The 11,971-nt window shown below is 71.4% G+C and carries 10 protein-coding genes; 7 read left to right on the top strand and 3 right to left on the bottom strand.

Features of this window, described 5'->3' with window-relative positions; all coding sequences use genetic code 11:
- Positions 1 to 11: 11 nt before the first annotated feature.
- From OG875_RS00235 to metF, 4 genes are all read left to right on the top strand, one after another.
- Complete coding sequence (locus OG875_RS00235) at positions 12 to 956, top strand: pseudouridine-5'-phosphate glycosidase (RefSeq protein WP_330172143.1); 945 nt, start codon at positions 12 to 14, stop codon at positions 954 to 956.
- Between the two features lie 76 nt (positions 957 to 1,032).
- Positions 1,033 to 1,755 carry a HemK2/MTQ2 family protein methyltransferase gene (locus tag OG875_RS00230; protein ID WP_330172142.1) on the top strand — a complete coding sequence of 241 codons (723 nt, stop codon included), beginning with the start codon at positions 1,033 to 1,035 and terminating at the stop codon, positions 1,753 to 1,755.
- 211 nt (positions 1,756 to 1,966) lie between these two features.
- Positions 1,967 to 2,950 (top strand): carbohydrate kinase family protein, encoded by a 984-nt coding sequence (locus OG875_RS00225; RefSeq protein ID WP_330172141.1) that lies wholly within the window; start codon positions 1,967 to 1,969, stop codon positions 2,948 to 2,950.
- A complete protein-coding gene (gene metF, locus OG875_RS00220; RefSeq protein ID WP_330172140.1) occupies positions 2,947 to 3,858 on the top strand; it encodes a methylenetetrahydrofolate reductase [NAD(P)H] in 912 nt (303 codons plus the stop codon). The genes OG875_RS00225 and metF overlap by 4 nt, the downstream gene beginning before the upstream one ends.
- 136 nt (positions 3,859 to 3,994) lie before the next feature.
- On the opposite strand, the gene OG875_RS00215 is transcribed toward metF, so the two are convergent.
- Together OG875_RS00215 and OG875_RS00210 are read right to left on the bottom strand one after the other, a co-directional pair.
- On the bottom strand, positions 3,995 to 4,888 hold the full coding sequence (locus OG875_RS00215; RefSeq protein ID WP_330172139.1) for a LysR substrate-binding domain-containing protein: 894 nt from the start codon (positions 4,886 to 4,888) through the stop codon (positions 3,995 to 3,997).
- 480 nt (positions 4,889 to 5,368) lie between these two features.
- Positions 5,369 to 6,355 (bottom strand): epimerase, encoded by a 987-nt coding sequence (locus OG875_RS00210; protein ID WP_330172138.1) that lies wholly within the window; start codon positions 6,353 to 6,355, stop codon positions 5,369 to 5,371.
- Between the two features lie 220 nt (positions 6,356 to 6,575).
- On the opposite strand from OG875_RS00210, the gene OG875_RS00205 reads away from it, so the two are divergent.
- From OG875_RS00205 to OG875_RS00195, 3 genes are all read left to right on the top strand, one after another.
- The gene (locus OG875_RS00205) at positions 6,576 to 7,136 is read left to right on the top strand and encodes a GNAT family N-acetyltransferase (RefSeq protein ID WP_330172137.1); all 561 of its coding nucleotides are present in this window, start codon (positions 6,576 to 6,578) and stop codon (positions 7,134 to 7,136) included.
- Between the two features lie 237 nt (positions 7,137 to 7,373).
- Complete coding sequence (locus OG875_RS00200; protein ID WP_330172136.1) at positions 7,374 to 7,871, top strand: DUF1990 family protein; 498 nt, start codon at positions 7,374 to 7,376, stop codon at positions 7,869 to 7,871.
- 254 nt (positions 7,872 to 8,125) lie between these two features.
- Positions 8,126 to 8,638, top strand: a complete 513-nt coding sequence (locus OG875_RS00195) for a GNAT family N-acetyltransferase (protein WP_330172135.1) — start codon at positions 8,126 to 8,128, stop codon at positions 8,636 to 8,638.
- 83 nt (positions 8,639 to 8,721) lie between these two features.
- Here the strand turns inward: OG875_RS00195 and OG875_RS00190 are convergent, their stop codons facing one another.
- Positions 8,722 to 11,817 carry a discoidin domain-containing protein gene (locus OG875_RS00190; RefSeq protein WP_330172134.1) on the bottom strand — a complete coding sequence of 1,032 codons (3,096 nt, stop codon included), beginning with the start codon at positions 11,815 to 11,817 and terminating at the stop codon, positions 8,722 to 8,724.
- Positions 11,818 to 11,971: the final 154 nt, after the last annotated feature.

The following is an 11,971-nucleotide window of genomic DNA, read 5'->3' as shown; positions in this document are numbered from 1 at the left end:
CGGCTGTCAGCGTGACTTCCCTTCCGTACGAGAACATCCCCCTCGTCCTCGCCGACGAGGTGGCCGACGCCCTCAACGAGGGCCGCCCGGTGGTGGCGCTGGAGTCCAACGTCATCACCCACGGCCTGCCCTACCCGGACAACGCCGCCACCGCCCGCAAGGTCGAGGCGGCCGTCCGGACGGGCGGCTCGGTCCCGGCCACGATCGCCGTGGACAACGGCCGGATCGTGGTCGGCATGACCGACGCCGACATCGACCGGTTCGCCTCGACGCCGGGCATCCCCAAGGTCAGCAGCCGGGACATGCCGATCGTCCTGGCACAGGGCCGGATGGGCGCGCTGACGGTCGCCTCCTCCCTGGTGGCGGCCGAGCGCGCGGGTATCCCGTTCTTCTCCTCGGCCGGCATCGGCGGGGTGCACCGGGGCGCGGAGACGACCATGGACGTGTCCTCGGACCTCATCCAGTTCACCCGCTCCAAGGTCGCGGTGGTGTGCGCCGGCGCCAAGAAGATCCTGGACCTCGGTCTGACACTGGAGTACCTGGAGACCCAGTGCGTACCGGTGGTCTCCTACCGGTCGGACGACTTCCCCGCCTTCTACTGCGTGTCCAGCGGTTTCCGCAGCCCGGTGCGGCTGGACGACGACGACGTGATCGCCCGGTCGATCAGGAACCACTGGGAACTGGGCAACAACAGCTCGTTCCTGATCACGACGCCGGTCCGGCCGGAGGAAGCGATCGACAGTGACGAGGTCGACGCCGCGATCACCGAGGCCATGGCCGCCGCCGACCGGGACGGCATCCGGGGCCAGGCGATCACGAAGTACCTGATGCGCGCGGTGGACGTGGCCACCGAAGGCCGCTCGTCCAAGGCCAACATGGCCGTCCTCATCAGCACCGCCGAGGTCGGCGGCCGGCTGGCCGCCGCGCACGCCCGGCTCCGGGCCGGATCCCTCTGACGCACAGGCGCACGCTCCACCCACCCCACCGACCGGACGCGTTCACCGCGTACGACACACGAATGGATACGACACGATGACGAAGCTCGACCACCAGTCCACGTCCGAGGCCGAGTCCTACCGACCGCTGGTCTCCCCGGAACGAGTGAAGGAGATCAAGGACCTGCGCCAGGCCATGTCCTCGCAGGGAGGCGGCGACACGGGCGAGCAGACCCACCCGTTCCTGGGCCTGGACCTGCGGGTCCCCTCTCAGGTCATGACCCCCTGCCCGGTGTCCCCGATGCTCGGCGGCGCGGTCTTCGCCGAGGTCGACCCGGGCGACCGGGTCCTCGACATGGGCACCGGCAGCGGTTCGCTGGCGCTGATCGCCGCCAAGAAGGGCGCCGATGTCCTGGCGGTGGACCTCAACCCGCACGCCGTGACCGCCGTCCGCGTCAACGCCGAGCTGAACGGCGTCGCCGACCGCGTCGAGTCGCGCGAGAGCGATGTCTTCAACTCCGTCGAGGGCCGCTTCGACCTGATCATCTTCAACCCGCCGTTCCAGTGGTTCGCCGCCGCCGACTACGCGGACGTCGCGGGCACCGACGCCGGCTACCAGGCACTGACCCGTTTCTTCCGCGAGGCCCGCGCCCACCTGACGGAGAAGGGACGCATGCTCCTCTTCTTCAGCACCATGGGTGACGTGGAGTACTTCGAGAAGCTGGTGGCCGACGAGGGCTTCGACCGCAAGGTGGTCCTCGCCACCGTCCAGCCCGTCTTCGACGTGCCGGTCACGTTCACCGTGCACCGCCTGTCCTGATTCCGGCATCCCCGGGGCCTCCCCTCCCCGTACGGAGGGGAGGGGAGGCCCCGGACCGCCGGGGGCGCGTCGCTCCTCATCCGGGCACGTCCGTACGACTCGGGCGCCCCCGCGTACGTCCGCCGACCCGCGCCACCGGCACCGACCCCCGTGACCGGCGCCGTCCCGCGTCACCGTGCGTCGTCCCGCCCACAGTTCAAGGAGAACCGTAGTGCGTATCGCTGTGTCAGGCTCCATCGCGGTCGACCACCTCATGGTCTTTCCCGGCCGGTTCGCCGAGCAACTCATCACCGGGATGGTCGAGCACGTGTCCCTCTCCTTCCTCGCCGACCGGCTGGAGATCCGGGAGGGAGGCGTGGCCGCGAACATCACCTTCGGTCTGGCCCGGCTCGGCCTGCGACCGGTGCTCGTGGGCGCCGCGGGAGCCGACTTCGCCTCCTACGGGGACCGGCTGCGGGAGGCCGGGGTCGACACCGGATCCGTACGGGTCAGCGAGACCCTGCACACGGCCCGCTTCGTGTGCACCACCGACGCCGACCAGAACCAGATCGCCACGTTCTACGCGGGCGCCATGGCCGAGGCCCGCCGGATCGACCTCGCCGAGACGCACCGGCGGACCGGCGGCCTCGACCTCGTCCTCGTCGGCGCCGACGACCCCGGCGCGATGCTCCGCCACACGGCCGCCGCCCACCGCCTCGGCATCCCGGTCGCCGCCGACCCCTCCCAGCAACTGGCCCGCCTCGACGGCGCACAGACCCGGGAACTGGTCGACGGGGCCCGGCTGCTGTTCACCAACGAGTACGAGAGCGCCCTCCTGTGCGAGCGCACCGGCTGGAGCGAGCAGGACATCCGGGAACGCGTCGGCACCTGGCTCGTCACGCGGGGCGCCGACGGCGTGTCGATCACCGCCGCCGGCACCCCGCGCACGGACGTCCCGGCCGTACCGACGGACACGGTCGCCGACCCGACCGGCGGGGGCGACGCCTTCCGGGCCGGCTTCCTCGCGGGCCTGGCCGGGAACCTGCCGTACGAACGCGCCGCCCAACTGGGCTGCGCCCTGGCCACGGTGGTCCTCGAATCCGTCGGCACCCAGGAGTACAAACTGCTCCCCTCGGACCTGCTGGCCCGCGTCGGCCGGACCTACGGCGAGGAAGCGGCCCGGGAGATCGGGCCGTTGCTGGGGGACCGGGCATGACCGGGACCACACTGCGTGAGGCACTGAGAGGTCAGGAGCCGTCCTTCTCCTTCGAGTTCTTCCCGCCGAAGACCGACGCCGGGGCCCGAACGCTGTGGCGGACGATCCGCCGGTTCGAGTCGCTGGCGCCGACCTTCGTGTCCGTCACCTACGGGGCCGGCGGCTCCTCCCGGAGCCGTACCGTCGAGGTGACCAAGCGGATCGCGACCGACACGACACTGCGGCCGGTCGCCCATCTGACCGCCGTCGGCCACTCGGTGGCCGAACTGCGCCACATCATCGGCCAGTACGCCGACGCCGGTGTCCGGGACATCCTGGTCCTGCGCGGTGACCCGCCCGGCGACCCGAACGCGCACTGGGTCCCGCACCCCGACGGCTTCACCCACGCCCACGAACTGGTGCGCCTGGTCAAGGAGTCGGGGGACTTCAGCGTCGGTGTGGCGGCCTTCCCCGAACGCCATCCCCGCTCACCGGAGTGGGAGAGCGACATCCGGCACTTCGTCGCCAAGTGCCGGGCCGGGGCCGACTACGCGGTCACCCAGATGTTCTTCCACGTCGAGGACTATCTGCGGCTGCGCGACCGGGTGACCGCAGCGGGCTGCGACACCCCGATCATCCCGGAGATCATGCCCGCCACCGACGTACGCCAGATCACCCGCTTCGCGGAACTCAGCGGCGCCGCCTTCCCCGAGGAACTGGCCCACCGCCTCGACGCCGCGCGCGACCACCCCGCCGACGGGCACCGCATCGGCGTCGCGTACGCCACCGCCATGGCGGAACGCCTCCTGGCCGAGGGGGCGCCGGGACTGCACTACATCACGCTCAACCGCTCGACGGCGACGCTGGAGATCCACCGCAACGTACGGGGCACGCCGGTCGCCCGGCCTCCCCTCGCGGCCCACCGCTGACCTGTACGGGCCGTGCGCCGCCGGGCCGCGCGCCGACGCGGACGAAGGCGACGCGGACGAAGGCGGCGCGCTCGACCGCGCCGCCCGGCCGCTCCCCGGCCCTGCCGCGGTCCGTCACATGCTCACGGACCTCACGTCAGGACCCTTCCTCGTCGCTCTCGACCGGGATGTCGAGAATGGAGAGGAAGGCCGTCGCCGGTGGTGTGCTGCTGACACGGCCCCAGATGACGTACTCGACGCGGGCCGGCGCGTCGGTGACCTCGATGGTCGTCACACCGGTGAGCTGAGCCACGTACGCGGACGGGAGCATGGCCACGCCGAGCCCCTGACCGACCAGCCGGGCCAGATAGTCCGCGTTGGTCACCTCGAAGGCGACGTCGCGGCTGAGGCCGGCGGACGTGAAAGCCTGGTCGGACTGGGCACGTCCGGCCGTCTTGGCCGGCAGGTCCACGAACACCTCGGAGGAGAGCCTGCGGAGATCGACGGCCTGTTCCTCGGCGAGCGGATGGTCCGGCGCGACCACGGCGACCAGTCGGTCACGGGCGAGTTCACGGGCGTTGACGCCCTGGGGCCGGGCCGTCGTCGGCAGCCCGAGAAAAGCCACCTCGATGATTCCCTGTTTGACCTGCTCGACGAGATCGTCGCTCGCGCCCACACTCAAATTGATGCGGACAGCGGGATATTGCTTGTGGAAGTCGCGTAACGCGCCCGGCAGATCGACCGCGGCGACGGTGGGGATCAGCCCCACGGCCAGCCGGCCGCGCACCTCACCGATCGCCGCGGCGACTTCGGTGACCGCGCGCTCGGCGGCGTCGAGGCACTGACGGGCCGCCGGGAGAAACGCCGCACCGGCCGGCGTCAGCCGCACCTTACGACTGGTGCGCTCGAAGAGTTTCGCACCTAACTCCCGCTCCAGGCGGGCGATTTGGTGACTGAGAGCGGACTGAACCACGAGGCAGCGCTCGGCGGCCCGGGTGAAGCTGTTCGTTTCGGCGACGGTGACCACATAGCGCATCTGCTGAAGCTCCATGGATCCATGGTGTATCACGATATGTGAGGTGACGGACATGTGTTTGACTTATCGATGGGAAACGGGCCGGAGAGCATGAAATGACCAGGTCCGGCGACGCGGTGGGCTTCGGACGAGCCGACTGCCCTGTTTCCCCGCCTAGTTGTTCCCCGCACCGTCCGCACCGGAATTTCCCTCCCGTGAAGAGAAGCACGAAAAACGCGGCCACGAGAGGCCCCGGTCGTCTCTCGTAAAGGAATTCACGACATTCCACGGAATTCCTCGTCCGCCGATTCGGGAGGCCGCCGGTGATCGGATTCTCCGCGAATGTGCGCGAGAAGGGCGACCGGTGCGAGGTGACCGTGCGAGGGAACGCGGCGGGCGATCCGAGGACCGCGTCCGGAAGGTCCGGCCACCTCCCGGCCCCGGTGCCGGAAGCGCCGTACGTGACCGCGTGGTCGGCCGGCGCCGTACCGGCGCCGGTTCGCCGCTCGTGGTCGGCTACGCGGCGGGACCGCCCGGCGTACGGGCCCGCCCCGATGCCGCTCGCCTCAGCCGGGCCCGCCGTACGAGGGACGCGGATGCCCCCTCCCACTCGGGATGCGCGAAGGTGAACCCGGCCTCACGCAGCCGCCCCGGCACCACCCGACGGCTCTTGAGCAGCAGTTCGGTGTCCGAGCGCAGCGCGAACGCCCCCAGCTCCGCCATCCGGCGCGTCGCCGGCAGCCCCACCGGCACGCCCCAGGCCGTGCGCAGCGCCCGCATGAAGTCGCGCTGCGGCAGGGGCCCCGGCGAGGCGAGGTTCACCGGCCCCTCGATGTCCTCCCGGCCGACCAGGAACTCCACCGCGCGCACGAAGTCCTCGTCATGGATCCAGGAGACGTACTGCGCGCCTCCCGCCACCGCGCCGCCCAGCCCGAGCCGCGCCAGCCACGACAGGACGTCGAACACACCGCCCCGGTCCGGGCTCATGACCATGGCCGAACGCAGCGCCACCTTCCGGGTCCCGGGAGTCGGCGCCTCGGCCTGTGCCCGTTCCCAGTTCTCCGCGATCCTGACGCTGTACGCCCAGTAGTCCGGCACCCCGGCCTCCCGGCCGCCGATCACCCCGGTCGCCTCGTCGTGCGCCGCGTCGAAACGGTGGGCGTAGACCGTCGCCGTACTCATCTGAAGCCAGACACGCGGCGGCCGCGCGGCGGCGGCGATCGCCTCGCCGACCACCCGCGCCGAGTCCACCCGGGAATCCATCATGGCCCGCAGGTTCTCGGGGGTGTATCGGCAGGAAACGCTGCGCCCGGCCAGATTGATCACGACGTCGCAGCCGTCGAGCGCCGCGGCCCAACTGCCGAGCGTGGCCCCGTCCCACCCGATCTCGTGCGCCCTCACCGGACGCCGCGTCACCACCGTGACCTCGTGGCCCGCCGCCGTCAGCGCGCGGTCGAGAATCGCGCCCACCTGTCCGGTCCCCCCGGGCAGTACCACCTTCATGGAGCCCCCTCACCTTCGCCCCACGTCAGCGTAGCCCGCCCATTCGAAGGGGGGCGGACAGGGCCTCCGCGTCGGGAACCCACCGCGGACGGGCCCCGATGACGGGGCCGGGGCCGCGCCGAGTGGGCGCCACGTGATCACTGACGCCTGCTGCTCCGCTCGACTCCCGCTCCTCACGCGCGAGTTGACAGCCGCCGAGACTCTTGATGGGCTGACCGGCATGACCGAGCTCGGGCCCGTCGCCTGGCCGCCCGCCCCGATCAGGACCGGGCGACTCGTGCTCCGTGAGCCCGAGGCCCGGGACCGTGCGGCGGTCGTCGAACTGGTGACCTCGCCGGAAGTGAGTACCTACCTCGGTGGCCCGCAACCGCGTGACGCGGTGGAGCGCGCGATGCCCGGGGCGCCCGGTCGGCGTCCCGGTCGGTTCGTGGTCGACCTCGACGGATCGATGATCGGCCAGATCACGCTCACCAAGGACACCGGGCACCTTCCCCGGGCCGCCGGGAGGGCCGAGCTCGGCTACCTGCTCCTGCCGCACGCCTGGGGACACGGGTACGCCGCCGAGGCGTGCGCGGCGGCACTCGACTGGTTCGCCGGCGCCCTTCCCGGTGAACCGGTGGTACTCGCCACCCAGACCGCCAACCTCCGCTCCATGCGCCTCGCGGCGAGGCTGGGCTTCATCGAGGTGGAGCGGTTCGAGGCATACGGCGCCGAGCAGTGGTTCGGCAGGTGGACACCGGCCGCACCATCCGATCGAGCCCGTGCCCGGCAGCCCGGGTGAGGGCGGGGGAGCCCGCTGCCCGGGGCCCGCTGCCGGACATCCCCGTTTCGCCGGTCGTGTTCCGCCCGTGGGTGACGACCGCGAGTTCGCAGGCCCACGCCGTTCACCGGCCCGACCGGCACCGGCCGATGCGGGACTCCGCCGGGTGACGACCACGCCCCTGTCGGAGCACAACAGGCGTGGCCGACCGGAACCCGTCACCCGTCGACGGGGACGCGACGCGGCATGATGAGCCGCATGCGCGAACTGACTTACTCCGACGTGGGCATGACGGCGACGGGCGGACCGGTGCCTCCGGGTTTCCACGTCCTGCGGGTCCGTGCGCCGTTGGGTCCCGACACGTACGACCGTGCCGCCGAGGCGCTCTTCGGGTGGGGAATGCACCGGGCCACGCCCTTCATGCGGGTCCCGGCCGGCACTCCGCACGCCGCGCCGGGTGTACGGGTGCCGCTGCGGGCGGGACCGCTCACGATGCCCTGCGAGGTCGTGTGGACCGTCGACGAGAGGCACCGGACCGGGTTCGCCTACGGGACACTCACCGGGCACCCCGAGTGCGGCGAGGAGTCGTTCGTCCTGGAGCGCCGGCCGGACCGCACCACCGACCTCGTCATCGTCGCCATCAGCCGCCCCTCGGCCTGGTACACGCGGGCGCTGGGCCCCGGCGGACGCCTGCTCCAGCGGGCCGTGGCAGGCCGGTACGCCCACAGCCTGCGGAGCGCGGCCCGTACGACGTGACCTCGCCCGCCGGGCCCGAGGTCCGCCGGAACGGCGAGGGTAAGCTTCTCCGTGTTCGTGTCCGACGTGGAGCGAGGAAGACGAGGAGCTGGGGCTGATGACCGCGCCCGAGGCCACCGCCGTGCGCGGCGTCCGGATGATCCTCACGTTCCGGATGCCGGTCTGACCTCCTCCTGATCCGCCTCGCCGGAGCGTGCGCTCGCGAGGCGACGTGTCCGCACGAACCTCACCACGGAACGGATCCGCATCCCGTCATGTCCCCTCGCAACTGGATCACCCGCGCCGAGACCGGCGCCGACATCCCCGCCGTCCGCGCCCTCCACCTCGCCGCGTTCGACACCCCGCTGGAGGCCGACCTTGTCGAGGCGCTGCGCGCCGACGCCTCCTGGATCGACGGCCTGTCCGTCGTCACCACCGACGAGGACGACCGCCTCGCCGGCCACGCGCTCCTGACGCGCTGTCACATCGACGGCGTCCCGGCCCTGTGCCTGGCCCCCGTCGCCGTACATCCGGAACACCAGAGGACCGGTGCCGGCTCCGCGGCCGTCCGTGCCGCGCTGCGGGCGGCCGAGGACCGGGGCGAACACTTCGTCACCGTCCTGGGACACCCGGCCTACTACCCGAGGTTCGGCTTCACCCGCGCCTCGGCGCACGGCATCGGGCTGAGCATCGACGTCCCGGACGAGGCCATGATGGCCCTCAGCCTGGACACCGCCCATCCGCTGCCGACGGGCACCGTCCGCTACGCGGCACCGTTCGGCATCTGATCCGGACGAGCTGTGCCGGGGCCGCGTGCGGCCCCGGCACAGCACATCACCTCACGGATTCACCGGCTCACCGGCCCACCCGCTCACGGGCTGAAGGACGTCAGGCCCGCCCCGTACGGGTAGAGCGGGTTTCCGTACGTGGTCGGGACCGGCCGGCCGGCGTCTATCCTCGCCCGGATGTCCGCCCGTTCCGCGTCGGTCGCCCCCAGATCGAACGGCAGATCCCACTCCTCGTTGGCGTCCGCCTCCACGTCACCCCCGCCCGGTTTCAGGATCTGGTCCAGGCTCCGGGGCAGTTGCCAGGGCAGCTTCCCCTTCGGTGTGTAGTCGCCGAACAGCAGGCTCGCCGTTGCCGGGCCGACCTCCTCACCGCCCCGGTAGGTGACCACGACGGCGTCCGCCAGCCCGTTCCACTCACTGATCACGATCGGCCGGGGGAGCGTCAGCACCACCACCACCGGAATGCCCTGATTCTTGAAGTTCCTGATCAGGGCGAGCTGGTCGGCCGGCAGATGGGGCTCGGTGTTCACCCAGGACGTGGCGTGGGTGTACGACGGCTCCCCGACCGCGACCACCGCCAGCTTCGGGGCCGGCCCCGTGTCCTGGTAGACGTTGACACCGGCCGTCGCGGCCCTGGCCTTGATGGCGTCCAGGGTGTTCAGCGACCCGTAGTTGGGGTGGAAGTAGCTGGACCAGATGCAGCACGCGGAACCGTCCGTCGCCCGGGGACCGGCCACGACGATGTTGTCGCCCCGGTTGAGCCGCACCGGCAGGACACCGTTGTTCTTGAGCAGGGTGTTCGACTCGCGGGCCGCCTGGTTGGCGAGCGCGACATAGCTCGGCTGATGGAACCGGTAGGGGCCGTTCACCGGGTCACCGTACGGGCGGTCGAACACACCCAGCTGGAACTTGAGCCGCAGGATCCTGGTCACCGCGTCGTCGATCCGGGCCAGGGGGACCTGGGACTGGAACTCCGCCATGGTGAATCCGGTAGCGCCTGGATCGGCCCCGCCCATCACGTCGGAGCCCGCGTTGGCCGCCCGCACCCAGGTGCCCGACGGCAGCCAGTCGGTGGTGATCAGGCCGGTGAAGCCCAGGTTCTGCCGCAGATACGCGAGGATCTTGGCGCTGTCGCCCGCGCCGGGACCACCCGGGTCCAGGAACGAACTGCCCGCGTACCCCGGCATGATGTTGACCGCGCCGGCCTCCATCGCCGCCCGGAACGGGATCATGTGGTACTTGATCGTCACCCCGTCGTAGACGATCCCGGCCTCGCCACCGGCCCCCTCGCCCGGCCAGTGCTTGACCGTCGCGAGCACGGAGGCCGGGTTCAGCTCGGGACCGCCCTGGAGCCCGGCGACCAGGGCCCGCAGCTGCGCCGCCGCGACTTCGGCGCTCTCGCCGCCGCCCTCCTGGATCCGGGGGTAGAGCACCTTCGTGCCGACCTCCGCGAGCGGGGAGAGCGTGCCGCGGGCGCCCACCTCCAGCTGCTCCCTGCGCTGCATGTCGCCCAGCCGGTAGTCGAGCGGGTAGTTCTTGCTGGCGGCGAGCGTGCTCTGCAACGGGTAGGTGGTCTGGTAGCCGGCGGTGGTGTCGCCCGCCGAGACGGGCGGGATGCCCAGCCGCGTGGCCGCCGTGGACAGCAGGATGTCGTGCAGATCGGCCGGCTGGGCGGGGCCGAAGTGCCAGCCGGAGCGCGGGAAGGACTGCACGTTGTAGAACATCTGGTACGCCTTCTCCTCCGCCGTCATCCGGCCGAGGAGATCACCGACGCGCGTCTCGACCGGCCGCCGCCAGTCCTCGTACGGTTCGAGCGTCCCGTTCTTGTTGAGGTCCCGCGCGCCGCCCACGAGGCCGACGCCGTCGCTCACGGTCTCGATCTCGGGCAGATAGACGCTGAACGTACGGATGTTGGAGGTGGTACGCGTGCCCGAGCCGCCCACCGCGACGACGAACCACTTGTACGTCCACCGGTCGGGGATGTCCCACGTGGGCGTGTAACCGGTGCCGGTGGGCTCGGCGACCTTGGTGTAGAGGTCGATCAGGTTGCCCGAGGCGGTGAAGTCGTAGTCGGTACGGCTGATGTTGAGCCACACCTCGTAGCGCGCCGCGCCGGGAACGGCCGCCCAGGAGAGCGGGGGCCTGCGGGTGTCGGTGATCATCGCCCGGTCGGCGGGCGCGGCCAGCGCGAACTGGTTCAGCGTCGCGGGGGCCTTGGTGGGGCCGGAGAGCAGGGGCGGGGTCGCGGTGGAGGTGTCGACCGAACCGAGGACCTGGAACTCCCATACGGAGAAGCCGTATCCGGTCGCGCGGGCCGTGCCGAACAGCCGCACGTACCGTCCCTTGCCGGTGAGGGAGAGCTTCTCGACGCCGCCCTTGCCGGTGGTCGTGGAGTGCAGGACGGTCCAGGCCGTGCCGTTGTCGGAGACTTCGACGCGGTAGCCCTTCGCGTACGCGGACTCCCAGTTGATCTCGACGCCGGTGACCGTGGCCGTGCCGCCGAGGTCCACCTGGAGCCACTGGTTGTCGGCGAACTGGCTCGACCAGCGGGTGTCGGTCCGCCCGTCCAGCGCGGCGGCGGGGGCGTTGGCGCCTTCCCAGGTCGAGGCGGTCACCGGCTTGTACGCGGAGATGACCGGGCCGGAGGTGCCGCCGGTGCCGCCGCCGGTCGAACCGTAGACCTGGAACTCCCAGAGGGAGTAGCCGTATCCGGTGGCGCGGGCGGTGCCGTACATCCGGACGTACCGGCCGGAACCGCTGACGGGCAGCGTCTGCACACCGCCGGGGCCGGTGGTGGTCGCGTAGACGTCGGTCCAGTTCTGGGCGTCGGCCGACACCTGGATCTTGAACGAAGTGGCGTACGCCGCCTCCCAGTTGAGGGTGACGGAGCTGACGGTCGCGGTGGCGCCGAGGTCGACCTGCAAGGCCTGGGGGTCGGTGGCGGTGCTGGACCAGCGGGTGCCGGGGTCGCCGTCGACGGCCGCCGACGCGGGGGTTCCGCCGTTCTCGGTCGAGGAGGCCACGGCGGGCTTGCCCTGCGAGAGAAGGGTGTCGGCGGCGCTCGCGCTGCCGGTCGACGTGCCGACGACGCCGCCCATCGCGAGGCTCATGGCGAGGGCGACGGCGACCAGGGGTCTGCGTCGTCGGGGGATTCGGAGTAACGAGGACAGGGGGCTCATGTGCATCTCCACGGGGTGTCGATCACTTCGGAGAGCGCTCTCCCGGGAGGGTGCTGGAGTGACTGACCACTGTCAACCCTGAGACACAGCCGCCTTTTTCGCGTCAGGGGGCGTTCCCGGTACGGATCACGCGACGGAGGCTCTTCCGGGAAGC

The sequence above is a fragment of the Streptomyces sp. NBC_01498 genome (genome assembly GCF_036327775.1).
Classification (GTDB): Bacteria; Actinomycetota; Actinomycetes; order Streptomycetales; family Streptomycetaceae; genus Streptomyces.
This window is presented reverse-complemented; position numbering and strand designations above follow the sequence as displayed.

Excerpts from the sequence above, each read along its gene's own strand:
- OG875_RS00230 (WP_330172142.1), top strand. The coding sequence starts at position 1,033 with ATGACGAAGCTCGACCACCAGTCCACGTCCGAGGCCGAGTCCTACCGA.
- metF (WP_330172140.1), top strand. The coding sequence starts at position 2,947 with ATGACCGGGACCACACTGCGTGAGGCACTGAGAGGTCAGGAGCCGTCC.
- OG875_RS00210 (WP_330172138.1), bottom strand. The coding sequence starts at position 6,355 with ATGAAGGTGGTACTGCCCGGGGGGACCGGACAGGTGGGCGCGATTCTC.
- OG875_RS00190 (WP_330172134.1), bottom strand. The coding sequence starts at position 11,817 with ATGAGCCCCCTGTCCTCGTTACTCCGAATCCCCCGACGACGCAGACCC.
- OG875_RS00205 (WP_330172137.1), top strand. The coding sequence starts at position 6,576 with ATGACCGAGCTCGGGCCCGTCGCCTGGCCGCCCGCCCCGATCAGGACC.
- OG875_RS00215 (WP_330172139.1), bottom strand. The coding sequence starts at position 4,888 with ATGGAGCTTCAGCAGATGCGCTATGTGGTCACCGTCGCCGAAACGAAC.
- OG875_RS00195 (WP_330172135.1), top strand. The coding sequence starts at position 8,126 with ATGTCCCCTCGCAACTGGATCACCCGCGCCGAGACCGGCGCCGACATC.
- OG875_RS00200 (WP_330172136.1), top strand. The coding sequence starts at position 7,374 with ATGCGCGAACTGACTTACTCCGACGTGGGCATGACGGCGACGGGCGGA.